The 24,578-nt window shown below is 68.7% G+C and carries 25 protein-coding genes and 1 pseudogene; 20 read left to right on the top strand and 6 right to left on the bottom strand.

From position 1 onward, the window contains the following. Positions 1-6 precede the first annotated feature (6 nt). Positions 7-2,100, bottom strand: coding sequence for an elongation factor G-like protein EF-G2 (locus tag H074_RS35575; protein WP_007034942.1), 2,094 nt, complete (start codon positions 2,098-2,100; stop codon positions 7-9). Between the two features lie 174 nt (positions 2,101-2,274). Between H074_RS35575 and H074_RS41835 the strand changes: the two genes are divergently transcribed. Both H074_RS41835 and pdxS read left to right on the top strand, forming a co-directional pair. Further along, positions 2,275-2,433, top strand: a complete 159-nt coding sequence (locus H074_RS41835) for a hypothetical protein (protein ID WP_235096960.1) — start codon at positions 2,275-2,277, stop codon at positions 2,431-2,433. A 327-nt stretch (positions 2,434-2,760) separates the two neighbouring features. Next, on the top strand, positions 2,761-3,675 hold the full coding sequence (pdxS, locus tag H074_RS35570) for a pyridoxal 5'-phosphate synthase lyase subunit PdxS (RefSeq protein WP_007034941.1): 915 nt from the start codon (positions 2,761-2,763) through the stop codon (positions 3,673-3,675). Between the two features lie 264 nt (positions 3,676-3,939). Here the strand turns inward: pdxS and H074_RS41220 are convergent, their stop codons facing one another. Next, a complete protein-coding gene (locus H074_RS41220; protein WP_167333195.1) occupies positions 3,940-4,149 on the bottom strand; it encodes a hypothetical protein in 210 nt (69 codons plus the stop codon). A gap of 214 nt (positions 4,150-4,363) precedes the next feature. Here H074_RS41220 and H074_RS35565 point away from each other — a divergent pair. The 6 genes and pseudogenes from H074_RS35565 to H074_RS38890 all read left to right on the top strand — a co-directional run. Next, positions 4,364-4,585, top strand: a pseudogene (locus tag H074_RS35565) (o-succinylbenzoate synthase); the annotation flags it as partial. A gap of 519 nt (positions 4,586-5,104) precedes the next feature. Further along, a complete protein-coding gene (locus H074_RS35555; RefSeq protein ID WP_007034938.1) occupies positions 5,105-5,890 on the top strand; it encodes a S1 family peptidase in 786 nt (261 codons plus the stop codon). A gap of 234 nt (positions 5,891-6,124) precedes the next feature. Next, a complete protein-coding gene (locus H074_RS35550; protein WP_007034937.1) occupies positions 6,125-6,541 on the top strand; it encodes a DUF6892 domain-containing protein in 417 nt (138 codons plus the stop codon). A gap of 213 nt (positions 6,542-6,754) precedes the next feature. Continuing rightward, the gene (locus tag H074_RS35545) at positions 6,755-7,255 is read left to right on the top strand and encodes a peptidase inhibitor family I36 protein (RefSeq protein ID WP_007034936.1); all 501 of its coding nucleotides are present in this window, start codon (positions 6,755-6,757) and stop codon (positions 7,253-7,255) included. A gap of 57 nt (positions 7,256-7,312) precedes the next feature. Beyond that, complete coding sequence (locus H074_RS35540; protein WP_083920551.1) at positions 7,313-9,379, top strand: AfsR/SARP family transcriptional regulator; 2,067 nt, start codon at positions 7,313-7,315, stop codon at positions 9,377-9,379. Then, the gene (locus tag H074_RS38890; protein ID WP_007034934.1) at positions 9,268-10,032 is read left to right on the top strand and encodes a tetratricopeptide repeat protein; all 765 of its coding nucleotides are present in this window, start codon (positions 9,268-9,270) and stop codon (positions 10,030-10,032) included. The genes H074_RS35540 and H074_RS38890 overlap by 112 nt, the downstream gene beginning before the upstream one ends. 457 nt (positions 10,033-10,489) lie before the next feature. On the opposite strand, the gene H074_RS35535 is transcribed toward H074_RS38890, so the two are convergent. Next, complete coding sequence (locus tag H074_RS35535) at positions 10,490-11,557, bottom strand: DmpA family aminopeptidase (RefSeq protein ID WP_007034933.1); 1,068 nt, start codon at positions 11,555-11,557, stop codon at positions 10,490-10,492. Next, complete coding sequence (locus tag H074_RS35530; protein WP_007034932.1) at positions 11,554-12,165, bottom strand: TetR/AcrR family transcriptional regulator; 612 nt, start codon at positions 12,163-12,165, stop codon at positions 11,554-11,556. The genes H074_RS35535 and H074_RS35530 overlap by 4 nt, the downstream gene beginning before the upstream one ends. A 142-nt stretch (positions 12,166-12,307) precedes the next feature. Here H074_RS35530 and H074_RS35525 point away from each other — a divergent pair, with 142 nt between their 5' ends. Then, a complete protein-coding gene (locus H074_RS35525) occupies positions 12,308-13,684 on the top strand; it encodes an APC family permease (protein WP_007034931.1) in 1,377 nt (458 codons plus the stop codon). On the opposite strand, the gene H074_RS35520 is transcribed toward H074_RS35525, so the two are convergent. Next, on the bottom strand, positions 13,685-14,251 hold the full coding sequence (locus H074_RS35520) for a helix-turn-helix domain-containing protein (protein WP_007034930.1): 567 nt from the start codon (positions 14,249-14,251) through the stop codon (positions 13,685-13,687). Positions 14,252-14,319: 68 nt separating this feature from the next. Here H074_RS35520 and H074_RS35515 point away from each other — a divergent pair, with 68 nt between their 5' ends. The 5 genes from H074_RS35515 to H074_RS35495 all read left to right on the top strand — a co-directional run bounded on the left by H074_RS35515 (position 14,320) and on the right by H074_RS35495 (position 17,436). Then, positions 14,320-15,033, top strand: coding sequence for an AzlC family ABC transporter permease (locus tag H074_RS35515; RefSeq protein ID WP_007034929.1), 714 nt, complete (start codon positions 14,320-14,322; stop codon positions 15,031-15,033). Then, positions 15,033-15,353 carry an AzlD domain-containing protein gene (locus tag H074_RS35510; protein WP_007034928.1) on the top strand — a complete coding sequence of 107 codons (321 nt, stop codon included), beginning with the start codon at positions 15,033-15,035 and terminating at the stop codon, positions 15,351-15,353. The genes H074_RS35515 and H074_RS35510 overlap by 1 nt, the downstream gene beginning before the upstream one ends. Before the next feature lie 54 nt (positions 15,354-15,407). Beyond that, positions 15,408-16,037 (top strand): pyridoxal 5'-phosphate synthase glutaminase subunit PdxT, encoded by a 630-nt coding sequence (pdxT, locus tag H074_RS35505; protein WP_007034927.1) that lies wholly within the window; start codon positions 15,408-15,410, stop codon positions 16,035-16,037. Positions 16,038-16,088: 51 nt separating this feature from the next. Then, on the top strand, positions 16,089-16,838 hold the full coding sequence (locus H074_RS35500; protein ID WP_007034926.1) for a YebC/PmpR family DNA-binding transcriptional regulator: 750 nt from the start codon (positions 16,089-16,091) through the stop codon (positions 16,836-16,838). 67 nt (positions 16,839-16,905) lie between these two features. After that, complete coding sequence (locus H074_RS35495) at positions 16,906-17,436, top strand: DUF4262 domain-containing protein (RefSeq protein ID WP_039924213.1); 531 nt, start codon at positions 16,906-16,908, stop codon at positions 17,434-17,436. A gap of 555 nt (positions 17,437-17,991) precedes the next feature. Here H074_RS35495 and H074_RS35490 read toward each other — a convergent pair. After that, complete coding sequence (locus tag H074_RS35490) at positions 17,992-18,438, bottom strand: cupin domain-containing protein (protein ID WP_007034924.1); 447 nt, start codon at positions 18,436-18,438, stop codon at positions 17,992-17,994. Positions 18,439-18,513: 75 nt separating this feature from the next. On the opposite strand from H074_RS35490, the gene ruvC reads away from it, so the two are divergent. The 6 genes from ruvC (at position 18,514) to secF (ending at position 24,491) form a co-directional block, all read left to right on the top strand. Continuing rightward, positions 18,514-19,113, top strand: a complete 600-nt coding sequence (gene ruvC, locus H074_RS35485) for a crossover junction endodeoxyribonuclease RuvC (protein WP_039924248.1) — start codon at positions 18,514-18,516, stop codon at positions 19,111-19,113. Continuing rightward, positions 19,110-19,709 (top strand): Holliday junction branch migration protein RuvA, encoded by a 600-nt coding sequence (ruvA, locus tag H074_RS35480; protein WP_007034922.1) that lies wholly within the window; start codon positions 19,110-19,112, stop codon positions 19,707-19,709. Before ruvC ends, ruvA begins: the two co-directional genes overlap by 4 nt. Positions 19,710-19,717: 8 nt before the next feature. Beyond that, complete coding sequence (ruvB, locus tag H074_RS35475) at positions 19,718-20,800, top strand: Holliday junction branch migration DNA helicase RuvB (protein ID WP_007034921.1); 1,083 nt, start codon at positions 19,718-19,720, stop codon at positions 20,798-20,800. A gap of 145 nt (positions 20,801-20,945) precedes the next feature. Beyond that, the gene (gene yajC / locus H074_RS35470; protein WP_007034920.1) at positions 20,946-21,356 is read left to right on the top strand and encodes a preprotein translocase subunit YajC; all 411 of its coding nucleotides are present in this window, start codon (positions 20,946-20,948) and stop codon (positions 21,354-21,356) included. Positions 21,357-21,588: 232 nt separating this feature from the next. Continuing rightward, complete coding sequence (gene secD / locus H074_RS35465; protein WP_007034919.1) at positions 21,589-23,292, top strand: protein translocase subunit SecD; 1,704 nt, start codon at positions 21,589-21,591, stop codon at positions 23,290-23,292. After that, the gene (secF, locus tag H074_RS35460) at positions 23,289-24,491 is read left to right on the top strand and encodes a protein translocase subunit SecF (RefSeq protein ID WP_007034918.1); all 1,203 of its coding nucleotides are present in this window, start codon (positions 23,289-23,291) and stop codon (positions 24,489-24,491) included. Before secD ends, secF begins: the two co-directional genes overlap by 4 nt. The last annotated feature ends 87 nt before the right edge of the window (positions 24,492-24,578 follow it).

The following is a 24,578-nucleotide window of genomic DNA, read 5'->3' as shown; positions in this document are numbered from 1 at the left end:
GCGGGCTCAGTTCGGCATCGGCTCGAACCGGGCGTGCCTGCGGGTGAACGTCGCCGTACCCGAGGTCAGGGAACGCAGGTCGATCGCGTAGCGCAGGAGCTCGGCCGCGGGCACCTCGGCGCGGATGACCGTGCGGCCGCCTTCACCCGATTCGGTACCGAGTACGCGGCCGCGCCGGGACGAGAGATCGCCCAGCACGGTGCCCAGGTGCTCGTCCGGAAGCTGAACCGCCACTTCCTCGAGCGGTTCGAGCAACGCGATCTTGCCCGCCGCGGCGGCCTCCTTCAGCGCCAGCGCGCCCGCCGTCTGGAACGCGGCGTCCGACGAGTCGACGCTGTGCGCCTTGCCGTCGACGAGCGTCACCCGGATGTCGATCAGCGGATGACCGTCGACGAGGCCCCGCTGGGCTTGGGCCCGGACTCCCTTTTCGACACTCGGGATGAACTGGTGCGGCACCGAGCCGCCGACGACCTTGTCCACGAATTCGAAGCCCGACCCCCTCGGCAGCGGCCGGACCTCGATGTCGCAGACGGCGAACTGGCCGTGCCCACCGGACTGCTTGACGTGCCGTCCGTGTCCGCGAGCCGGACCGGCGAAGGTCGAACGCAGGCTGATGCGGACGGGTTCGGTGTCCACATCGGCGCCTCCCGCGCGCAGCCGCGACAGCACGACGTCGGCGTGGGCTTCGCCCATGCACCACAGCACGAGCTGGTTGGTCTCGGCGTTGCGGTCCAGCCGGAGCGTCGGGTCGCCCGCGACGAGCCGGGAGAGGTTGCGCGCCAGCGTGTCCTCGTCACTGCGGGTCTTCGCGATGACGGCGACCGGCAGCAGCGGTTCCGGCATCGTCCACGGTTTCATGATCAGCGGGTCTTCGGGCGAGGAAACGGTGTCGCCCGTTTCCGCTGAGCCGACCTTGGTGAGCGCGCAGAGGTCGCCCGCGACGCAGTACGGGACTTCGCGCAGGTTCGCCCCGAGCGGCGAGTACAGATGCGCGACCCGCTCGTCGGCGTCGTGATCCTCGTGCCCGCGTCCGGCGAGGCCGTGGCCCGAGACGTGCACCGGCCGCTCCGGGCGAAGCGTCCCGGAGAACACCCGCACCAGCGACACCCTGCCGACGTAGGAGTCGACAGCGGTCCGGACGACCTCGGCCGCCAGCGGGCCGTCGGGATCCGCGCGGAGACCGGCGTGCGGTTCGCCGGTGGGCGAGGTGACCTCCGGCGGGACGTGCTCCAGCGGCGACGGGAAGGCGCGCACGATCCCGTCGAGGACTTCGGCGAGCCCGACCCCGGTCGTCGCGCACACCGGGATCACCGGATGGAAGGACCCGCGGGCGACGGCGGTCTCGAGATCCGCGATCAGCGTGTCCTCGGCGATCTCCTCGCCGGAGAGGTACCGGTCCATCAGGGACTCGTCCTCGCTTTCGGCGATGACCCCTTCGATCAGTTCGTTGCGGGCCTCGGTCATCCTGGTGAGATCGCCCTCGTCCGGCTCACCGATCTCGGGTGGGAAGCCCTTCGAATAGTCGAAGTAGCGGCGCGTGATGAGCCCGACGAGCCCGTCGCGCGCGGGTAGGTACAGCGGCAGGACGCCGGCGCCGAAGGCTGCCTGACAGGCCGCGATCTCGCCTTCGGGGTCGGCGCGGTGATGGTCGAGCCGGGAGACGACCACCGCCCTCGGCATCCCGACGGCCGCGCACTCCTCCCACACCGCGATCGTGGCCGCGTCGACGCCTTCCGCCGCGCAGACCACGAACAGCGCCGCGTCGGCGGCGCGGAGCCCGGCCCGCAGTTCACCGACGAAATCGGCGTACCCGGGGGTGTCGATGAGGTTGATCTTGTGGCCCTGGTGCAGCACCGGCGCTACCGAGAGGCCGACCGACCGCTGCTGCCGGACCGCGGCGGGATCGTGGTCGCACACCGTGGTGCCGTCGGTGACCGAACCCGCCCGCGGCACCGTGCCGGACGCGGCGAGCAGTGCTTCGGCGAGTGTCGTCTTGCCTGATCCCGACGGGCCGACCAGGACGACGTTGCGGACTTTCGCCGGGTCGTCCACAGCGACGGCGGCCCCGGAGTCTCCGTTCTTGCTCTGTTTGTCGGCCATGCCGGTCTCCTCACCACACGATGCCACGTACGGGTGTGTCCTCGATCACACACCCGCGACGGGTGTCGCGGCAAGGCGCCCGGCGAGGGACCCCTCGAATGTCGACGCGCCGTTATGCTCGATGGCGGACACCCGGAGGCGAATCCGACCGAATCCGACGGTGGGGGATGAGCGATGGAGCTCGGCAGGCGAACGGTGTTACGGCTGGCAGGGGCGGTCCCGGTGATGGCGGCGGTGCCCGCGGCGATCCCCGAGGCCGGTGGTCCGTGGGAACGGTCGCGCGCCCGGTTGGCGGGTGAGCTGTTCCGGCCCGGCGACCCCGGCTACTACTAAGTGAGGCTCGGCTTCTTCAGTCTCTACGACCATCGGCTGCCCGCCGGTGTCGCGGTATGCGCGAGGACGACGGTTACGCCGATTCCATAGTGGACAAGGGGCTCGTCATCGACCTGTCCCGGCTGAACGCGCTCGCGCGAGTACTCGCAATTCGGCACCTGTTTGCGGTAGTTCGGCGCCGAACTACCGCAAACAGGTGCCGAATTGCGGGCTAGATCACCCAGTGGACTGCCGAAATCGCCGCGAACTGGCCTGCTTCAGGGGTCCAAAAGCGGCCTACTCTCGGAGGCGTCACCTCACCTCGTGCGCTTTCGGAAAGGTCCAGCAGTGTCTGACGACTCCACGAACACGGCCACCACCTCGCTCACCGGCACCGCCCGGGTCAAGCGCGGGATGGCGGAGATGCTCAAGGGCGGTGTGATCATGGACGTGGTCACCGCCGAGCAGGCGAAGATCGCCGAGGACGCCGGCGCCGTCGCGGTGATGGCGCTCGAGCGGGTCCCCGCGGACATTCGCGCGCAGGGCGGCGTCGCCCGGATGAGTGACCCGGACCTGATCGACGGCATCATCGAGGCCGTTTCGATCCCCGTCATGGCGAAGGCCCGCATCGGCCACTTCGTCGAGGCTCAGCTGCTTCAGTCGCTCGGCGTCGACTACATCGACGAGTCCGAGGTGCTGACCCCGGCCGACTACGAGAACCACATCGACAAGTGGGCCTTCACCGTGCCCTTCGTCTGTGGAGCGACCAACCTCGGTGAGGCGCTGCGCCGCATCAACGAGGGCGCGGCGATGATCCGTTCCAAGGGCGAGGCCGGCACCGGCGACGTCTCGAACGCGACCACGCACATGCGCAAGATCCGCGCGGAGCTGCGCCGCCTTTCCTCGCTGCCCGAGGACGAGCTTTACGTTGCGGCGAAGGAACTCCAGGCCCCGTACGACCTCGTCAAGGAGGTCGCGGAGAAGGGCAAGCTCCCCGTCGTGCTGTTCACCGCGGGCGGCATCGCGACGCCGGCCGACGCCGCGATGATGATGCAGCTCGGCGCCGAAGGCGTGTTCGTCGGCTCCGGCATCTTCAAGTCCGGCAACCCGGCGCAGCGCGCCGAGGCGATCGTCAAGGCCACCACGTTCCACGACGACCCGGACGTCATCGCGAAGGTTTCGCGCGGCCTCGGTGAGGCGATGGTCGGCATCAACGTCGACGACGTGCCCGAGCCCCACCGCCTGTCCGAGCGCGGCTGGTAACCCCCGGACGGTCGCCCGCTCTCCTCGGATCAGCGTCGGCGGCGAGCGAAGGTGCACCTCGTTCCGACGGGGCCGGCCGGCTCACGTCTTGTCGATCCCGGGCCACGGCATCTCTCGCCGGGCCCGGCGAGATCGGCGCCGAACGGCGATCGAGTGCTGCCGGAATTAAAGTGTCCAAAAGGACATTGGTGACACAGGTTTGCGACCCACCCACGTGTCGCGTAAATGGCGGCGAGATTCTTGTGACCGGTGGTAGTCGGCCGATCAGGCTCGGCTGACGCATCGGCCGGAAAGTGAATGAATTTCCAGGAAATCGTGCTTGCGGCCAAGATGTAGCCGAATGGAGACGATCTTCGATCGACCGTGAGAAGCGACGTACTTTTTCACCGGCGACGGCCCGATCAAAGCCTGTGAAGCGCTTCTCATTCCGAGGTCATCCTTGTCCAGCACCGCCAGACCCGGTGATTCGATCACCGGGGCAGCGTGGGGCGGGTCCGGGCTTACCGCTCGAAGACCGGCACACGGCGCGGCTGCTCGACTCCGTCGAACCGAATCTGCCCGGCAGGACCCGGCTGGAGAGCCTCCGGCAAGCGGGCGGGAACCCTCTCGCGCTGATCGAGTTCGCCCGCTCGGCGGCGAGCGATTCGCCGACCACCGTCATGACCCGGCGCGACCCGGCTCGAGGAGGCTCGGCCGAGCCGGAAACCTCGCCTTGGCCGCCTTGCCGGGTTTCACCCTCCCCGGAGATGTCTCCGCGTCCGCGCGGTACTACGCGCAAGACATCACCGAGCCGTTCGTGCTGACCGACGGGTGGATGAAGGTTCCCTCCGCACATCGCCTCGGGGTGGCACCCCGAGGCGATGTGCTCGGCGACGTGACGACGCGGACCAGGTGGCTGCCGTTCCGGTGACCGGTGCCGGCGCTCGCGCCGTCCGACGCGGACTCCACATCGGACAGTCACGTACGTGCCGCACCCCAGCCCGTATTCGCTCAGTTTGGCTGCCGCTCGCTGAACCCAGCCGGGGTGTCCGTGAAGGCCTCCTCACCGTAGTCGCTGAAGCCCGCCGAGCCGCGCTCGAACCTGAACAGCCGATCATGATGCCGCGGAGGGAGCCACGCCGATGGCTCCTTTCGCCGCTTGTCCAGGATCGTCATGCTAACGACGCGGCATCCGATGTGCCGCACAAGAGGAATGCCTGTCCATAGTGGATAACTTGGTGGTGCTGAGAAAACCGTATGACCGGACAACGTTCGTCGTACCCGCTCCTCAGCTCACTCTTGGTGCACGGTCTCGCCGAATAGCGGTGTCTCCTGCCGCACGTAGGCAAGTCGCTGGCGACGCTCCTGCTGAGAGCCGACCCCGCCTGCCGTGAATTCCCCTCTCTCCCGTACCAGGGCGATCAGAGCCCGTGAGATCTTAGGACGTGATGTGCTGTTCGGCCGGTTTCGTGTGTTCGCCAGTCTGGCGGTGGTCTGTGCCGTTGCCCTGGCGATGGTGCCCAGTGGCTATGCCGGCGCGATCGTAGGTGGCGACGCGGTGCCGCCTGGCGCCTACCCATGGCTGGTGAGGTTCGGAAACCCGGGCGAGGGTTACTGCTCGGGTTCGCTGGTTTCGCGCCGGCACATCGTGACGGCAGCGCATTGCGTGTCCAAGAATCCTGACGAGCCCGATGACATGTACGCCTACTTCCTCACCGAGACCCGGCCCTACACGGTCAGGGTGGTTCGCACGGAGCGCCACCCGTGGGGAGTGGGTGATGCCCGTAACATCGACGTCGCGGTGCTGACGCTCGAGCGTCGGGTGCGGACCACGCCGGTCAGGCTCGTTCCCTCCGGCGCCATGGGGCCGATCTTGCCCGGCAGTCCGCTCACGGTCGCCGGCTACGGCATGACCGAGCATCAGCGGCCTGAACGTGCCCATGAGCTGACTTTCACCGCGACCTACCGCTGCGACCAGCCCGGCCCGCAATGGTTCTGCGCCGACGCGCCCCGGCCGGGGACCGGTGTGCGCCCGGAGGACAGCGGTGCCCCAGCCTTCACGAGGGTCGGAGGCGGCAGGGAGCGCTACATGCTGGTGGGCACGGTCAGCAACCATCGCGATCACCACACCTGGTTCGCGAATTTGGCGCAGCCGCCCGTGAACGACTGGATCCGGTTCAAGATCTTCGGAGACTTTGACGCGGGTCAGGTAGATCGGGAGCCGGCCGCCAGCTAGTCAGCGCTGAGTACGTTCTCGCCGTAAAGATCTCAGAGGTCCGCGGCGATGGAACCGAACAGGGACGGCGAGGCGGCTGTCGCGCCACACCGACCGGGGAATCTCGAAGGGGTGCGAGCCTCGTGAGTGGTAAGCGGTTCTAACCGTCCTTACCACTCACGAGGCCACCACGGTCCGCCGCTCTCTTTCGCAACATGCCACCTTTGCCTTACCCCTCAATATATGGTTCGGCGTATGAGCCAGCCGATCTCGTTCGCCGACCCCAACTTCAAGCTCGCCGTCGTCCAAGAACTGATGTACAGCCAGGATCTCCTGCCGAGGTTCAGTCTGCGGGAGTACGCCGCCGAGCAGGGCTTCACCTACGACGGCGGGAGCGTCGAGGCCGTACCTGAGGCCCTGGCGTATTTCGAGGCGCTCGAGGTCCCCGTCGAGCTTGCGGAGAAGATCACCGAGATCGAGATGGACGGTGGCAACGAGATCTACCTCGAGATCGCGCCGAACTGGGACGGCGAGGACGGACTGTTCGACGTCGACGAGTTCGCCGACGTGCGGCACTTTCCGAACCTGAAGTCGATGACACTGCTCTACACGGGCAACGAGGAGGCGCTGGAGACGCTGCGTGCCCGCGGCATCGTGGCGGACTGGCTCTGACCCCGGCCGCCCGCCTGGATGCACACCTTGTCCGTGACCCAGCGCGCCGGGCACGGGTGACGTCAGCGGCGGTGGGCTGCTCCATCGCGGCTGGTGACCTGCGGCTCTAAGCGGATGCACCGCGGTCCCTTTTCGACTGCTTAGGCTTCGGGCAGCGGATCGCGGGACCTTGATGGCGGCGTGCGGAGGGCACGCCGGATCAAGGAGGAACAAATGCGCACTCTCCGGTTCGTTTCCACGGCTTTGGGCGCCGCCGCGGTCGCGGCAGCGCTCGTCGCGGCGCCCGCTTCGGCCGCGTCGGACGGGGCGGCCACGCTGAAGTCGGCCGGGGTCGACGCGGCGAAGCTCGCCCCGGGGTGGAAGGTCGTCGGGGACCAGATCGTCTGGAACGGCGGGGAAACCACTCTGTCGTTGTCGCCCGGTGCGGCGAGCAACTGCCAGGAGAACTACGTGTGCCTGTACGAGAACCGCGACTTCGGAGGACGGCGACTGCAGTTCCGGTCGCCCGACTTGAAGAACCTGGTCGACTACGGATTCAATGACCAGATGTCGTCCTGGCACAACCGGCGCTCGGTCGATGCCCGCTGGTACTACAACATCGGCGGCGGGACCAGTCGCTGCATGCAGGCGGGTGCCCGAGCGTCGTACGTGGGCAACGCCGACAACGACCAGGCGACCTCGTTGAGAATTTACACCTCGGGCAGTGCCTGCTGAGCGAGGTGTTCCTTCGAATGCCGGACGCCACCCCCGGGTATTTCTGAGACTCTCGTCTTGGGTGTCTCGATTTACTGGGGGAAACCGGTGAACGAAAAGAACCACTATTTCTATCGCCTGTTCGGTGAACCCGCGGCCGAGTGGCAGGGCACGGACCTGCCACTCGGCCCGCCGCAGGCGCGCCGGGTCTTCGCGCTTCTGCTGATCGAGGCGGGCCGTCCGGTGCCGCTGGACAGGATCGTCGACGAGCTCTGGGGCGACAAGCCACCGGTCTCGGCGAAAGTTCAGATCCAGGGGCTCATCTCGGGCCTGCGCCGCGCCTTGCGCACACCACAGGGCGGAAGGCCGATCCTGACCAGGGGAGCGGCGTACCTGCTCGACGCGCGGCCGGAGGACACCGACACCGGCCGGTTCACCTGCCTCGCCGCGCAGGGCCGCGAACTACTGGCCCGTGACTGCCATCGCGAGGCGGCTCAGCGTTTCCGGGACGCACTCGAACTGTGGCGGGGTCCAGTGCTCGCCGGGATCCCGGCCGCGGCCGAGGTCGTCGCGCGTTGGGAGGAAGAACGTCTTTCGCTGCTGGAGGACAAGGCCGAGGCCGAACTCGGGCTGGGTGAACACGACCGGCTGGTGCCCGAACTCCGTGATCTGCTCGCCGCGGCCCCGTTCCGGGAACGGGTCTGCGGGCTGTTGATGACGGCGCTCGCCCGGGCAGGCCGGGTGGCCGAGGCACTCGACGTCTACGCCGGATGGCGCCGCAGGCTGGTCACCGAACTCGGTGTCGAGCCGTCGCCGTCGATCCGCTCGCTGCAGTGCGAGATCCTGCGTGATGGCCAGGGCATGACGACGCGTGACTATCCCGCGTACCAGGAACCCGCGGTGCCCTGTCAGCTGCCGCCGGGGATCCCGGACTTCGTCGGCAGGGACGCGCTCATCGCGGACCTGCTGGCGGAACTGGGCGGGGGCGACAGTCGTGACACCCCGCCGGTGTTGCTGCTGACCGGCGCCGGCGGGATCGGGAAGTCCTCGCTGGCGATCAGGCTCGCGCACCAGGTCGCGGACCACTACCCCGATGGAAGGCTGTTCGCGGCTCTGCGCGGGACCACGAACGAGCCGAGGCCCCCGGAGGCCGTGCTCGCCGGGTTCCTGCGCGCGTTCGGCGTTCCCACCGACGAGATCCCCGCCGACGTCGACGAATGCGCCTGTCTGTTCCGCAGCCTGGTCCACGGCCGCCGCGTACTGCTCGTCCTCGACGACGCCGCCGGCGAGGCCCAGCTGCGGCCGTTGCTGCCCGCCGGTGGCGGCTGCGCGGTGATCATCACGAGCCGAGTCGTCCTGGCCGGGCTCGAACTCGGCCGCCAGGTCCCGGTCGACGTCCTGCCACTGGCCGACGCGGAGGCCCTCCTCGCCAAGCTCACCGAGACCGGCGAAGATCCTGTGGCCGCACAAAAGGTTCTCGAACACTGCGGCGGGCTCCCGCTGGCGTTGCGGATCGTCGGCAGCCGGATCGGCGATCGCACGGGCTGGCGGCTCGCCGACGTCGCGGGCGAACTCTCCGTCGAACGGCGGCGGCTGGATTGGCTGTGCGCCGGGGATCTCGCCGTCCGGGGCAGCCTGTCCCTCGGGTACCGGCAACTGGCGCCGGACCGGCAGCGGCTGTTCCGCAGGCTGGGCCTGTTGCCTTCGGCCGATTTCCCCGCGTGGGCGGCGGCGCTGGCCGACGACGGCGAGCCCGAAGTGACGTCTCTCGCGCTGGAAGACCTGCGGCATCGGAACATGGTCCAGCCTGCCCCGCGTACCACCGGCGCACCGCGTTACCGGATGCACGATCTTTTGCGCGCGTTCGCGGTCGAGGAGGTCGCGGCCGAACCGGAAAAGGCCCGCGCGGACGCGACCGAACGAGTGCTCGGCGGTTGGCTCTGGCTCGCGGAGAAGGCCGCGGACCGTTGTCCCGCAGCGTGTTGCGGCCGGAGCCCGGCGGTGCGGCCCGGACCTCGCTCGACGAAGAGCTGGTGGCCGAACCGCTTTCGTGGTTCCGGAACGAGGTTCCCGCGCTGGAGGCCGCCGTCTCGCACGCGGCGGGCGCCGGACTCGGGGAGCTCGCCTGGGAACTCGCCGTCGTGACCGCGTCGTACTTCGACCACAGCGGACTGTATTCGGAATGGTCGCGGTGCCACCGGCGCGCGCTCGCCGCGGCGCGGGCGTCGGGATGCCCACGCGGGGAAGCCGCACTGCTGCGCGGAATCGGTCAGATTCACCTGTACCGGGACGACTACTGGGCGGCGGGTGAGGCGCTCATCGAGTCTTGCCGGATCAGCGAACGGATCGGCGACCCGGCGGGGCGGGCCAGGGCACTGACCGGCCTCTGCGTCCTCGCCCGGGGGACCGGGCGGCCTGAGACATCGCGTGCGACCGCGAGGCGGGCGTTGGCCATCTTCCGCGAGATCGGCGACGTCCTCGGCATGGCGCACGCCCATACCTCGTGTGCCGTCGCGAGCGCGGAGCTCGGCCTGCTCGACGAGGCCGAGGCGGAACTGGACGAGGCCGGGCGGCTATGCGCCGAGCTGAACGACCCGCACCGCACGGCGCTCGTCCTGCGCAGGCGGGGGCAACTGCACTTGCGGCGCGACGACCGGCGGAGCGCGATGTCGTGCCTGTGCCGCGCGCTGGAACTGCTGGACTCGCTCTCCGACGAGATCTGCGCCGGACGGGTCCGGTTCGACCTCGCGCGGATCGGCACGAGGCGGGCACCCGCGAAGGTGCTGATCGGCACCTAGGACCAATGCCACGTAGCTTAAGTTGATCTACCTTTTGGCCTGCGGTTTCTTGTCGGCGACAGACCGAGGGGGTCGTGAGTGATCAGGGTCGTTCTAACGACCCTGATCACTCACGACAGCCGACGCCACACCAGCACCGCCGGGCGGCACTCAGGCAACCCGGGCCCCTTGCCGTTCCGCCCCGGCCAGGACAACGGCGACATGGATCTTGCTTCAGCGGAGGTCAGTAGTTCGTTCTGCTGATCACGGCTTCGCGGATGGGGGACTTGTGGGATACCGTGCCGCTCGCCTACGAGATCCTTTGCTTCGATGCCGCCGCCAACGGTGACGAGGTGTTCCGGTGCCCGGTGCTGGGCGGATTATCGGAACCGACCGGCAAACTCGACAGCTGCGCATCCTGGAAGAGGTCGGTGTCCCACGGCCGTCGTGTGCCACGGTCAAACGCCCCTATCGGCACCTAGACCCCGCGCCAGCGCTCCGTCGGCAACGCGGGAACCCGGTGGCCGCGGTGGCCGGTCATCTCCTCGTTCGCGAACAGCGCGTTGAGCACCGCCTCTTCGGTCGCCTGCACCACGGCCTCGAAGAACGGATCGAGTCTGCCCCACGGGATGAACCGCAGGCTTTCGTACTCGGCCTCCTCCGTCCGCGGGAACCGGCTGGTGAGCGTTCCCGGGTTCGCCGTGCTGAACGCGAGGAAGAGGTCACCGGAGAAATGCGAGCCGGCGGTGCCGGTGCGGGCGAGGCCGAGCGGGACACGGCGGGCGAGCGACGTGCACTGACCGGGCAGCAGGGGAGCGTCGGTGCCGACGATCACGATCACCGACCCCGCGCCCGGCGGCGCCGCCCATTCCTCCTCCATCGGGTTGTCGGCGCCGAGTTCCACGCCGACGTGCTCGCCCGCGATGGTGAGTTCGCGGCGTGAGCCGAAGTTGGCCTGTACCAACGCTCCCACGGTGTACTCGTCGTCTCCATAGGACACGACGCGGGAGGCCGTACCGGTGCCGCCCTTGAAGCCGTAACAGGTCATTCCGGTGCCGCCACCGACGGAGCCTTCGCTGACCGGACCTGTTCGCGCGGCGTCGATCGCGGCGATGGCGTGTCCACTGTGGATGGTCGGCGCGGTGCTGTCGTTCAGGTAGCCGTCCCAGGTCTCGGCGACCACCGGCAGCAGCCATTCCGCGGCCACGTCGGGCCGTTCGCGCACCACCCAGTCGATCGTGCCGCGGTGGCACGCTCCGACGGCGTGCGTGGAGGTGATCAGCATCGGCAGGGTCAGCGACCCGGTCTCGGCCAGCCACGCGGTTCCGGTCATCTCTCCGTTGCCGTTGAGGGCGTACGTCCCGGCCGCGCACGGAACGGCGAATTCCTCGCGCCCGCGCGGCAGGACGGCGGTGACGCCGGTGCGCACCGATTCGCCCTCGACGAGGGTCGTGAAACCGATCTCGACGCCGGGGACGTCGGTGAGCGCGTTGTGCTCGCCGGTCCGGCCGGGCAGCGGGACACCCAGGTCGCGGGCGCGGGTCATGGACGGTCCTCCAAGGGGTTCGAGGTGGCTGTGCGGGCGTAGGAGAGCAACATCGCTTCGGCGGTCGCGGTTTCCAGCGTCGGCACGGCCAGGGTGAGGTGCAGGCCGTAGCCGTCTTCCAACGTGACGAGGTTCCGCGCGATCGACACCGCGTCCGCGGTCAGGATGAACTCGCCGGTGGCCGAGCCGGCCTCGAGGATCCCGGTGTAGATCCGGACCTGCCGCTCGTAGAGCGTGATGTGCCGGGCGGCGTACACGGGATCGCGGCGGGCGATCGTGCCGAGTTCGTAGAGCAGCACGCAGAGTTCGTCGCCGGAGCCGGTGGGCAGGCCGCTGCGGATCATCGCCAGCAGCCGCCCGGACGGGGTCGTCTTCGCGCTCGCCGCCTGTTCCCTCGCCGAACAGAACCGCGCCACCGCCTCGCGCTGCACCTCTTGGAGCAGGTCGGTGAGGGTGGGGAAGTAATACAGGACCGAACCCGACGACAGCCCCGCGCCCTCGGCGACGTCCCTCAGCCGCAGGTTCAGCACGCCGCGTTCGAGGACGGCCTGTCTGGCCACCTCGATCAGTTCGGCCCGTCGCTCCGGTGCCTTGCTCGGTCTCGCCATGCCCTCATTCTTCGAATCATGTTCGGAAAACGCAAGAGCTGAGCGCGATCGGCCCTTGACGGCACAACGTGGAGGGCCTTTGATGCGTGCTCAACAGTTTTTCGAAGGAGTTTCAAGGAACCCACCTTGTAGGAGGTCGGCCGTGTCCACTCCCGCCCTGCGCCGCGGTCTGCGCACCCTCGGCACGCTGCTCATCACGCTCTCCGCGATCAGTCCGGCCTCGTCGGTCTTCATCATCGCGCCGGGGGTGATCTCCGGCGCCGGGACAGGCGCCTTCTACAGCTTCGTGGCCGCCGCGGTCGTCGGCGTGTTCATGGCCTTCGTCTACGCCGAACTGGCGTCGGCGTTCCCGCTGGCGGGCGGCGAGTACGCGATCGTCACCCGCACGCTCGGCCGCTTGCCCGGGTTCGCCGTGCTGGGCCTGATGATCATCACGCAGGTGCTCATCGTCGCGGTGATCGCGCTCGGCGTCGGCACGTATCTCGGCGTACTGCTGCCCGGCGTGCCCGGCTCGGTGATCGCCGCCGCGACCTGCGTGGTCGCGGCCGTCGTCGGGGTGTTCGACATCAAGCTCAACGCCTGGGTCACCGGGATCTTCCTGGCGATCGAGATCCTCGCGCTGATCGTGGTCAGCGCGCTCGGGCTGCTGAACCCGGCGCGGTCGTTCACCGATCTGCTGGCCCATCCGGTCGCCTCGGACGGCGGCCCGGCCACGGTTGGCGCCATCGCGATCGCCACCTCGGTCGCGATCTTCGCCTACAACGGCTACGGCTCGGCGGTGTACTTCGGCGAGGAGACGCAGGACGCCTCCCGCGGGATCGCCCGCGCGATCCTGTTCGCGCTCGGCATCACGGTGCTCGCCGAGCTGATCCCGGTGACGGCGGTCCTGCTCGGCGCGCCCGATCCGAACGCGCTGTTCGCCTCGGAGAACATGCTGTCCTACTTCATCGGCTCGCGCGGTGGCGGAACGCTCGACACCGTGCTCGGGCTGGCGGTCGCGCTCGCGATCATCAACGCGGTGCTGGCGATCGTGCTGATCAGCTCGCGGATGCTGTTCAGCAGCGGCCGCGACCGCGCGTGGCCGTCGCCGGTCAACCGCGCGCTGGCCGCGGTGCACCCGAAGTTCGGGACGCCGTGGGTCGCCACCGTCGGCACCGGCCTGGTGGCCGCGCTGCTCTGCTTCGTCGACCCGAAACTGCTGCTGGTGGTGACGAGCACGTCGATCGTGGCGGTCTACGCGGCGCTCTGTCTCGGCGCGATCGTCGGAAGGCGCACGGGGGCGACCGCGCACGCCGAGTACCGGATGCCCTGGTTCCCGGTCGCGCCGGTGCTGGCGCTGGCCGTCCTGGTGTTCGTGGTCTACCAGAACGTGCTCGACCCGGCTGTCGGACGGCCGAGCCTGATCGTCACGGCCTGCGTCGTCCTCTTGTCGATCGCGTACTACGTCCTGGTGCTGCGGCGGAAGGGTGGCTGGAAACTCGCCGACGTCGCCGAAGAGAAGGCGGAGGAGCCTGCCTGATCAGGTGTACTCGGCGATCTCGACGCCGTACGTGCCCGGTTCGAGCGCCTCGAAGATGTGCGGCACGTCGCCGGGGTAGCAGATGTAGTCGCCGGGCAGCAGTTCGACCGGCTCGTCCAGCGGTCCGACCTTGGCGCGGCCCGCGCTGAGGACGATGTGCTCGACGACGCCGCTCATATGCGGATCGGACAGGCGTGGCTTCCCGGGCTCGGCGCGGATCAGGTACAGATCCCGCCGGGCGCCGGGCGGGCAAGAGCTGAGCAACGTGCACGCGTAGTCGGCGTGTTCGGCGAACACCGTCGGCCCGCTGCCCGAGCGGATGACCCGCACGCGGGGGCGTTCGGGTTCGACCACCCGCGAGAACGGGACGTCGAGCGCGACGCACAACGCCCAGATCGTCTCGACGCTCGGATTCCCGGTCCCGGACTCCAGCTGCGAGAGCGTGGATTTCGCGATGCCGGCGCGTTTGGCCACCTCGGTGAGGGACAGCCCGGTGCGGGCGCGTTCCCGGCGCAGGGACGTGGCTATGACGTCCAGAGGGGCGCCGCCGGACGCGTTCGGGGACATGCGTTCGCTCCATCGGTCGTTGCGTTCGCCTTGACGAACACGGCTGCGTTCGTTCATTGTATGATGCTATGCGTTCGATATGGCGAACAACCACTCGTGTCCTGGGGCGCGATCTTCTCCGGGACATCGGGCTGGTCTGCCTCGCCGACACCATTGTCGGCATCTCCTACGGCGCCATCGCGGTGGGCTCCGGCTTCCCGATCTGGGCGCCGATGCTGCTTTCGGTCCTGGTCTTCGCCGGTGCGTCGCAGTTCATGTTCGTCGGCATCATCGCCGCGGGCGGCAGTCCGGTCGCGGCCGTCGCGGCGGGCCTGCTCGCCAACGCGCGGCATCTGCCGTTCGGCTTCGCGATCGGCGACGTCCTGGGCAAGCGGTGGTCGTCGAGGGTCGTCGGCAGCCACCTGATGATCGACGAATCGGTCGCCTTCGCGCTGGCCCAGCGCGACGAAGAGCGGCGCCGGGCGGCGTACTGGGTGTGCGGGATCGGGCTGTTCGTCTGCTGGAACGTCGGCGTCCTCGCCGGCGCGTACGCCGGAACCGCGATCAGCGACACCGACGCCTTCGGTCTCGACGCAGCCTTCCCGGCGGTCCTGCTCGCGCTGGTCCTGCCGTCGCTGCGCGACCGCGCCGCCCGGCTGCCGGTGCTCGTCGGCGTGGCCGTCGCGCTGGCCACGACCCCGTTCCTGCCCGCCGGGCTGCCGGTGCTGCTCGCGCTGGCCGGCGTGCTGGCCGGGGTGGCGGCCAAGGAACCCGCCGAACGCGAACCCGAGGGAGCGCGCTGATGGACCCGCTGGAACTGATCATCGCCGGCGGCGTGCTGGCCGCCGGGACCTTCGCCTTCCGGTTCGCCGGACCGGTGCTGAAGGCACGGTTCACCGTGTCGCCCAAGGCCGAGAAACTGATGGCGCGTTCGGCCGTCGTCCTGCTGGCCGCGCTGGTCGCGGTCGCCGCGCTCACCGAGGGACACGAGTTCGCCGGATACGCCCGGCCCGCCGGCGTCCTGGTCGGCGGTGTGCTCGCCTGGCGCAAGGCGCCGTTCGCGCTGGTCGTCGTGGCGGCCGCCGCGACCGCCGCCCTCCTGCGGCTGGCCGGGGTCCCCTGACCTGGCCGGTCCCCGGGACGCCTAAGCTGAGGGGAAGGTCTTTCGGGAGGTCGGGTGGCGATCGCGACGGGGGCACGGCCGGTGATCGGCGTGCTCGCACTGCAGGGCGACGTGCGGGAGCACGCCGCGATGGTGGAACGCGCCGGTGCGCGTGCGCTGCCGGTCCGCCGCGCGAGCGAACTGTCCGAAGTGGACGGCCTGGTGCTGCCGGGCGGCGAGTCGACCACCATGTCGAGGCTGCTGGAGACCTTCGAGCTGCTGGAGCCGCTGCGTGAGCGCATCGCGGGCGGGATGCCCGCGTTCGGCTCCTGCGCCGGGATGATCCTGCTCGCCCGCCAGGCCCTCGACGGGCGGTCTGACCAGCGGCAACTCGGCGGACTCGACGTCGTCGTCCGGCGCAACGCGTTCGGGCGGCAGGTGGACTCCTTCGAAGCCGACCTCGACTTCACCGGCGTCGAAGGCGGCCCGGTGCACGCTGTGTTCATCCGCGCCCCGTGGGTCGAAAAGGCGGGCGACGGGGTCGAGGTACTCGCCAGTGTCCCCGAAATGCCGGGCTCGGACGACTCGGCCGCTAGGATCGTCGCGGTCCGGCAGGGGGCGGTACTCGCCACGTCGTTCCACCCCGAACTCACCGGGGACGAACGCGTGCACAGGCTGTTCGTCGACCTCGTGCGGCAGGCTTAAGCAAAACCGACACTGTGCTCAGCGGCGGGCACAGGAGTAGATGGAGGAGAGATGAGCGGCCACTCCAAGTGGGCCACCACGAAGCACAAGAAGGCCAACCTGGACGCGAAGCGCGGCAAGCTCTTCGCCCGGTTGATCAAGAACATCGAGGTGGCGGCCCGGACCGGCGGTGGTGACCCGGACGGCAACCCGACGCTCTACGACGCCATCCAGAAGGCCAAGAAGAACTCGGTCCCGCAGGACAACATCGAGCGCGCCCGCAAGCGCGGCGCCGGTGAAGAGGCCGGTGGCGCCGACTGGCAGACCATCACCTACGAAGGCTACGGCCCGAACGGTGTGGCCGTGCTGATCGAATGCCTCACCGACAACAAGAACCGCGCCGCCATGGAGGTACGGACCGCCCTCACCCGGAACAACGGCTCGCTCGCCGATCCGGGCTCGGTCGCCTACATGTTCAACCGCAAGGGCGTCGTGATCATGCCCAAGGGCGACGCCGGCGAGGACGACGTCCTCATGGCCGTGCTCGACGCGGGCGCCGAAGAGGTCAACGATCTCGATGAGAACTTCGAGATCGTCGCCGAGGCCACCGACCTCGTCCCGGTCCGGAAAGCCTTGCAGGAAGCCGGTTTCGAGTACGAGTCCGCGGATCTCACGTTCCTCCCGTCGGTCAGCGTCCCGCTGGATGTCGAAGGAGCGAAGAAGGTCTTCAAGCTCATCGACGCGCTCGAGGATTGCGACGACGTGCAGAACGTGTACGCGAACTTCGACGTCTCCGACGAGGTCATGGCGGAGGTCGGCTGATCGATTTTCCCGCCATGCCGCGGAAAATCGGTCCCGGGACTAGGTACGGGCGCTCGCGTGGGGCACAATGTCGCGCGTGACGACCTCCGAAGCCGACGCCCTCACCACCGAAGAAACCGAACTCATCCAGTGGATCGAGGCACAGGCGAAGGCGAGAGGGAACGCGGTCATCGCCGTCGAAGGCGACGAGGAGGAAGCGGCCTTCTGCTTCACCGCGTGCGCCTGGGCTCTGCACAACGTCGCGGAAGCGGTCGTGATCGGACTGCCCGGGCACATGGGGCCGGTCCTGCTCGACGCCTACGTCGACCGCGCGGCCGCCGGCGAGATCTTCGAGGTCGGCAAGCGCTACGACGACTTCTTCGAGGGCGCGCCGGTGGTCTTCGAACGGGTCGCGAAAGGACACTATCCCGAGTACTTCGGGAGCGCGTTCCTGATCTACCCGGACGGGGATTTCCCGGCGCTGCAAATGATCGTCGCCACGCCGGACGGGCACTTCCCCTGGCATCCGGACGCGCCCGAGGGCTTCGCGCGGTATCAGCCGGTGCTGACCGAATCCGGTGATCCGGAGAGCTGGACACCGGGCGTCGACGGCCCCTGAGCCGCAGCTGAGCGTGCAATGAAAGGTCCTTTCCTTGCGAAATTCGCAAGGAAAGGACCTTTCATTGCGTTCGGGGCAGCTCGGGAACGTCACCATCGGCCTCAGCGGAAAACTCGGCCTTTACGCCCGTCCAAGTACGTGAAGGACGCATCTGCCGAATTCTGGACTCCGGTTGACCGCTGGTCCGGTCCGTGAAGGCCTCCTTACCTACCCTCAAGGTCATGCCAGGAACTTAAGGCCGGTGGGGCGGTCGCGTTTCAGACCTGTTCGCCCAGGTCGGGCGGTCCGACTCCAGTGGATACCGCCCGTTCAGGCGCTGATGGTTCGCCGACGAGGGTTGATGGGGTCCGTGAAGGCCTCCTTGAGGGACTCAGAGTCCCTCAAGGAGGCCTTCACGGACTTGAGAACACGGGCAAATGATGCCTAATCGGACAATTCGACGCAGTGGACGGTCGGCGAAACCTCAGGCTCTGCCGCTCAAGTTCCTGGCATTGACCCTCAAGGTAGTGAAGGGGTCCTTCCCGTCTTCGGTGCAAGGAGGCGCCCGGCCGCCACTCACTCCAGCCAGGGCGCCAGATCCTCCGCCGCTTCCGGCCACTCCGCGGCCAAAGCCGCGGCGGACCGGAACTCCACGCAGTCGTCCGTGTAAGGCGGCACCACCACCGTCCCGAGCAGGCTCCAGTCACCGGTGCTCACCGACGCCTGCCAGACTCCGGCGGGCACGGCCACCTGTGGACGCTGACCGGCCGTGACGTCCGGCCCCAGCACCGGCCGCGAGATCCGCCCGTCCGGGAACAGCAGCAGCATGCGAACCGGCGCGCCGGCGTGGTGGGCGTAGATCTCCAGCCGGTCCAGCCGGTGCGGCGCCGAGGTTTCCGGCGGAACGAGCAGGTAGTAGATCGCGGAAGCGGTCTCGTCGCGCCAGCTCTGCGCCCAGCGGCCGCCTTCCACCGGCAGCGGTCGCAGACCGAGACGAACGGTGAAGTCTTCAGGGCTCGGCATGTCTCCATCCTGCCGTGGTCGGCTCCGGGTAGCCTCAGCCTCGAACGGATGTTCGCCGAAAGCGGAGGGAAACGCGTGCGGGTACTCGGGGTCGACCCCGGTCTGACCAGGTGCGGGCTCGGAGTGGTCGACGGCGGCACGGGCCGCACCGTCCGCGCGGTGGCCGTCGACGTCGTGCGGACTCCGCCGGACGCCGATCTTTCCGTGCGCCTGCTGGAGATCTCCGACGCCGTCGAGCGCTGGCTGGATCGCTACAAGCCCGAAGCCGTCGCCGTGGAACGGGTCTTCGCGCAGCACAACGTGCGCACCGCGATGGGTACCGCGCAGGCCGGCGGCGTCGTCGCGCTCGCCGCGGCCCGGCGCGGGCTGCCGGTCGTGTTCCACACCCCGAGTGAGGTCAAGGCCGCCGTCACGGGCTCCGGCCGCGCGGACAAGGCGCAGGTCACCGGTATGGTCATGCGACTGCTCGGCCTCGAGGTCAAACCGCATCCGGCGGACGCCGCGGACGCACTCGCGCTCGCCATCTGCCACCTGTGGCGCGAACCGATGCGGGTCCGGCTCGCCGAGGCCGAGGCCAGGGCGGCCGAGATCGCCAAGAACCACAAGGCCAGGCTCGCCGCCGCGGCACAGCGCGCCAAAGAACACGAAGCCAAAACGCAGGGAGCGGCTCGATGATCTCCTCGGTACGTGGTGAAATCCTCTCCATCGGTCTCGACCACGTCGTGATCGAGGTCGGGGGAGTGGGCTTCGCCGTGCAGGCCACCCCCGCCACCCTCGCGACGCTCCGCCGCGGCGAGGAGGCGATGCTGCACACCGCGCTCGTGGTCCGTGAGGATTCCTTGACGCTGTTCGGTTTCGCTGACGCCGACGCCCGCGAACTGTTCGGCCTGCTGCAGACGGTCTCCGGGATCGGCCCGCGGCTCGCCCTCGCGACACTCGCCGTCCTCGATCCCGACAAGCTGCGGTCCGCGCTGGTCGAAGGCAACATCACCGTGCTCACCCAGGTACCCGGCATCGGCCGCAAAGGCGCCGAGCGGCTCACGCTCGAACTGCGCGACAAGGTCACCGCGCTCGCAGGCCCGACCGACGGTTCGCCGGCGGTCGTCGCGCCCGGCGCGCTGCGGAGCGAAGTCGTCGAAGCGCTCGCGGGTCTCGGCTTCCCGGCCAAACAGGCCGAACAGGCTGTCGACAAGGTGCTCGGCGAGGGCGAAGGCCACACGACGTCCTCCGTGCTGCGCGCCGCGTTGGCCACCCTCGGGCGTAAGCGGTAACCGGCCACATGGACTATGAGGCCGTGACGGAATTCGAGAGCGGCGAGGACACTGAGACGCTCTCGGCGCTGCCGCAGACGGGCGAACGCGAGGTCGAGACCACGCTGCGTCCACGCAAGCTGGACGAGTTCGTCGGCCAGCCACGGGTGCGTGAACAGCTCGAACTCGTCTTGGAAAGCGCGCGGCGCCGGGGTGTCCCGCCGGACCACGTCCTGCTCTCCGGCCCGCCGGGACTGGGCAAGACGAGTATGGCGATGATCGTCGCCGCCGAACTCAACGCCGCCATCCGCATCACCTCCGGGCCGGCGCTGGAACGCGCGGGCGATCTGGCCGCGATGCTGTCCAATCTGGCGCCCGGCGACGTCCTGTTCATCGACGAGATCCACCGCATCGCCCGCCCTGCCGAGGAAATGCTGTATCTCGCGATGGAGGACTTCCGCGTCGACGTCGTCGTCGGCAAGGGCCCCGGCGCCACCAGCATCCCGCTGGAGATCGCGCCGTTCACGCTGGTCGGGGCCACGACGCGGTCCGGTTCGCTGACCGGCCCGCTGCGCGACCGGTTCGGTTTCACCGGCCAGATGGAGTTCTACAGCGACAGCGAACTGGAACTCGTCGCCCGTCGCGCCGCCACGATCCTCGACATCGACATCGACCGGGACGGCTGCGCGGAGATCGCCCGCCGTTCCCGCGGCACACCCCGGATCGCGAACCGGCTCCTGCGCCGGGTGCGCGACTACGCCGAGGTCCGGGCCGACGGCAAGGCCACGCGCAAGGTCGTGCGAGCGGCGCTGGAGGTCTACGACGTCGACGAACTCGGTCTCGACAGGCTCGACCGCGCGGTCCTGACCGCATTGGTCCGCTCCTTCGGCGGCGGCCCGGTCGGGGTGTCCACGCTGGCCGTCGCGGTGGGGGAAGAACCGACCACCGTCGAAGAGGTGTGTGAGCCTTACCTGGTTCGCGCCGGTATGCTCGCCCGCACTCCTCGCGGCCGGGTCGCCACAGCGGCCGCGTGGGAACACCTCGGCCTGCCGGTCCCGGCCGGTGCCACGCGCGGTGAACAGGGTGGCCCGAACCTGTTCGACCAGGACTGACCGGACCGTTCACGCGGTTCGAGGCCCGTGGTGACGACGGGTGGTGGTGGAGTTTCCGCTGGCACCTGGCACACTCGGGGAGAGCACACCCCGCCAAACCGGACAAAACAGCGCACCGCGCGGCGTCCGCTCGAAATGGAGAATCATGAACCAGTTATTGCTGCCGCTGCTCCTGATGCTCGTTGTGGCGATTCCGCTCGTCATGGGCACCCGTAAGCAGAAGAAGGCGGCGGCAGCGCAGCAGGAGCTGCTCTCGAGCCTGGCTCCCGGTGACCGGGTGATGACCACCTCCGGTCTGTACGCGACTGTCGCCGACGCCACCGCCGACACCACGATCGACCTCGAAATCGCTCCCGGCGTCGTGACCACCTGGCTGCGCCAGGCCGTCCGCGAGAAGGTCGAGCCGGTCGTCGAGACGGACGTAGACGACACCGACACCACTGACGCCACCGACGAGGTCGTCGAGGCGCCGGTCGTCGAGTCGAAGGACGACGAGCGCGTCGAAGAGAAGTCGGGCGCGCAGATCGCTCCTCCGCTGGAGCACGGCAAGAAGTAGCGGTTGTAAGGCCTTCCCCGACACCAGACTTTCGTAGGTGCGGGGCCAACGCCGGGCTCACGCAGCACCGAGTAGTGTCTCGGTGCTGCGTGCGTGTCCGTCGTCATAGTCGTGCCCGTTCACCGGGCATCGTCATCGAGGCACGTTCGCGGTACCGCCGGACTCCCGTCCGGTGAGTGAACAGCCAAGTCCATTGGGGAACACCCAGTCCGTCCGAGGAGACCGAAGCACAGTGGCCGCACCGGCCGGGCATCTCCGCCCGGGACGCTATCTCGCCTTCTTCGCCCTGATCGTGGTGGCGTTGTACGCCCTGGTGTTCTTCACCGGTAGCGGCAAGCCGACGCCGAAGCTCGGCATCGATCTGCAAGGCGGCACGAGGGTCACCCTGTCCGCCCGAAATCCCGACGGCGGCGACCCTCCGCGAGAGTCCCTCGAACAGGCCCGCTCGATCATCGAGCGCCGGGTCAACGGTATCGGTGTCGGCGGCACCGAGGTCGTCCTCGACGGCAGCAACGTCGTCATCACCGTCCCCGGTGAGCAGGGCGACCAGGCCAAGACCCTGGGCAAGACCGCGAAGCTCGGCTTCCGCAAGGTCGTGACGTCGCAGCCGGTGACCCCGGCTCCGCAGCCGTCTGCCCCGCCCGCGTCGGCGCCGCCTTCTTCGGCCCCGCCGTCTTCGTCGGGAGCCCCGGGCGCGAGCGCCCCGCCGAGCAGCCCGGCCAACGGTGGCGGTGGCGCCGCCGGTGCGCCGCGGCAGCAGCCCGGCGACTCCGACGAGCAGACCAAGAAGGAGATCGAGGAGGCCCGGAGCCTCCGGCAGAACCCCGATCTGCTTTCGACGGACCAGGCGAAGCAGGCCGCGGCCGCCGAGAAGGCCTTCGCGGCCCTCAACTGCGCGCCCAACGCGGCGGACCCGCTGGTCGGCAACGACCTCACCGACAAGCCGCTGGTCGCCTGCGGTGACAAGAACACCATGAAGTACCTGCTGGAGCCGGAGTTCCTGCCCGGAACGGAGATCTCCGACGCCTCCTCGGGCTACGACACCCAGAACTCCCAGTGGGTCGTCAACCTGAACTTCAAGAGCGAGGGTTCCCGGATCTGGGGCGACTTCACCTCGAAGAACGTCCAAAAGCAGGCGGCGTTCGTCCTCGACACGCAGGTCGTCTCCGCGCCGACCATCCAGTCCGCGATCCTCGGCGGCCAGACCCAGATCACCGGCCGGTTCAGCCAGGCCGAGGCGAAGGACCTGGCGGACGTGCTGAAGTACGGCTCGCTCCCGCTGTCGTTCGAGTCCTCGGACGCGACGACGGTGTCCGCGACGCTGGGTCTCGCGTCGCTGCAGGCGGGCCTCATCGCCGGCGGCGTGGGCCTGCTGATCGTCTTCATCTACTGCTTGTTCTATTACCGGCTTCTCGGTGTGCTGACGATCCTGTCGCTCGTCTTCGCGTTCTCGCTGGTCTACGCGGTCTTGGTGCTGTTGGGGCGGTGGATCGGGTACACCCTCGACCTCGCCGGCGTGGCGGGCTTGATCATCGCGATCGGTATCACCGCGGACTCCTTCGTCATTTACTTCGAACGATTGAAGGACGAGATCCGGGAGGGCAGGACGTTCCGATCCGCGGTACCGCGCGGCTGGTCCCGTGCTCAGCGCACGATCCTGGCGTCGGACGCGGTCAGCTTCCTCGCCGCGGCCATCCTGTACTGGCTGGCCGTCGGTGACGTGAAGGGCTTCGCGTTCACACTCGGCATGTCCACGGTCCTCGACCTGGTCGTGGTCTACCTCGTCACGCATCCGCTGGTCGCGATGGTGTCCCGGTCGAAGTCGAAGTTCCTGTCCAATCCCAAGAACCTCGGCCTCGGCGCCGTGCAGCAGGTGGGTACGGAGCGCAAGGCGGCCCGCCCGGCCCCCGGCCGCCCGAACGTCAAGGAGGCGTGACCGTGGTCGAAGAGCAGAACACCACTGCGGAGAAGCGCGAAAGCGTGTTCCACCGGCTCTACGTGGGCACCGGCGTGTTCGACGTGGTCGGCAAGCGCAAGCGCTGGTACGTCTTCTTCAGCGCGCTGGTGCTGGTGTGCATCGCCTCGATGGGGATCAAGGGCTTCAACTTCGGCATCGACTTCGAAGGCGGCACCCAGATCCAGATGCCCGCCAACGGCAAAAGCGGGGAGATCTCCGAGGAACGCGCGAAGGAGGTCTTCGCGGACGCGCTGGGCAGGCCCGCCGACGAGGCGCAGAAGGTCGGCACCGGTGCCGCGTCGACCATTCAGCTCCGGTCGGACACCCTCGATGCGGCCGAGGTCGCCAAGATCAAGCAGGCGCTGTTCCAGGAGCTGGGGCCGATCGGATCCAGCGGGCAGCCGAGTGTCCAGGCCATCAGTGACAGTGCGGTGAGCGCGTCGTGGGGCGGGGAGATCTCCCGGCAGGCACTGATCGCGCTCGGGGTCTTCCTCCTGGCGGTCACGCTCTTCCTGGCGTTGTACTTCGATCCCCGTATGGCGGCCGCGGCCCTGATCACCCTGTTGAACGACATCATCGTGACCGCGGGTGTGTACTCGCTGATCGGCTTCGAGGTCACTCCGGCCACGGTGATCGGTCTGCTGACGATCCTCGGTTTCTCGCTGTACGACACGGTGGTGGTGTTCGACAAGGTCCGCGAGAACACGCGCGGCCTGCTCGGGCTGACCCGCCGCACGTACGGGGAAGCGGCGAACCTCGCGTTGAACCAGACGCTGATGCGGTCGTTCAACACGTCGTTGATCGCGGCCCTGCCGATCCTCGGCCTGCTGGTGATCGGGTACATCCTCCTGGGTTCCGGCACGCTGCAGGAACTCGCGCTCGTGCAGCTCACCGGTACCGTCGTCGGCGTACTGTCCTCGGTCGCGCTGGCCACCCCGCTGCTGGTGGACTTCAAGATGCGCGACCCGAAGTACCGTCAGCAGGCCGATCGGGTCGCTTCGCGGCGCGCGAACCAGGCCCGCAAGGCCGCCGAGCGTGACGAAGACTTCGACCCGACCGACGAGGACGCGCTGGACGCCGAACTCCGCAAGGAGAAGGCGTACGCCGCCGCTGCGAGCGTCCCGGCCCGGAACCAGAAGGCACACAAGGGTCGCCCGTCGGGCAAACGCAAGAGGTAACCCTTCGCCGCGAGCGTGTTACGAACGGGACTTTCATCGCCGAATCTGCGATGAAAGTCCCGTTCATTACGTTCGCGAGTGCACGAA

It is taken from the genome of Amycolatopsis decaplanina DSM 44594 (assembly GCF_000342005.1).
GTDB lineage: Bacteria > Actinomycetota > Actinomycetes > Mycobacteriales > Pseudonocardiaceae > Amycolatopsis > Amycolatopsis decaplanina.
Note: the sequence above shows the minus strand (reverse complement) of the source record. Positions and strands in the feature narration are given on the sequence as shown.

Bases quoted from the DNA above. Each gene is read 5' to 3' on its own strand.
- H074_RS41835 (WP_235096960.1), top strand. From the start codon at position 2,275: ATGGAGCTCGGCAGGCGAACGGTGTTACGGCTGGCAGGGGCGGTCCCG.
- H074_RS35500 (WP_007034926.1), top strand. From the start codon at position 16,089: ATGAGCGGCCACTCCAAGTGGGCCACCACGAAGCACAAGAAGGCCAAC.
- yajC (WP_007034920.1), top strand. From the start codon at position 20,946: ATGAACCAGTTATTGCTGCCGCTGCTCCTGATGCTCGTTGTGGCGATT.
- H074_RS35510 (WP_007034928.1), top strand. From the start codon at position 15,033: ATGGACCCGCTGGAACTGATCATCGCCGGCGGCGTGCTGGCCGCCGGG.
- H074_RS35550 (WP_007034937.1), top strand. From the start codon at position 6,125: ATGAGCCAGCCGATCTCGTTCGCCGACCCCAACTTCAAGCTCGCCGTC.
- H074_RS35515 (WP_007034929.1), top strand. From the start codon at position 14,320: ATGCGTTCGATATGGCGAACAACCACTCGTGTCCTGGGGCGCGATCTT.
- ruvB (WP_007034921.1), top strand. From the start codon at position 19,718: ATGGACTATGAGGCCGTGACGGAATTCGAGAGCGGCGAGGACACTGAG.
- H074_RS35535 (WP_007034933.1), bottom strand. From the start codon at position 11,557: ATGACCCGCGCCCGCGACCTGGGTGTCCCGCTGCCCGGCCGGACCGGC.
- H074_RS35575 (WP_007034942.1), bottom strand. From the start codon at position 2,100: ATGGCCGACAAACAGAGCAAGAACGGAGACTCCGGGGCCGCCGTCGCT.
- H074_RS35520 (WP_007034930.1), bottom strand. From the start codon at position 14,251: ATGTCCCCGAACGCGTCCGGCGGCGCCCCTCTGGACGTCATAGCCACG.
- ruvA (WP_007034922.1), top strand. From the start codon at position 19,110: ATGATCTCCTCGGTACGTGGTGAAATCCTCTCCATCGGTCTCGACCAC.
- H074_RS35530 (WP_007034932.1), bottom strand. From the start codon at position 12,165: ATGGCGAGACCGAGCAAGGCACCGGAGCGACGGGCCGAACTGATCGAG.
- H074_RS35490 (WP_007034924.1), bottom strand. From the start codon at position 18,438: ATGCCGAGCCCTGAAGACTTCACCGTTCGTCTCGGTCTGCGACCGCTG.
- H074_RS35495 (WP_039924213.1), top strand. From the start codon at position 16,906: ATGTCGCGCGTGACGACCTCCGAAGCCGACGCCCTCACCACCGAAGAA.
- H074_RS35545 (WP_007034936.1), top strand. From the start codon at position 6,755: ATGCGCACTCTCCGGTTCGTTTCCACGGCTTTGGGCGCCGCCGCGGTC.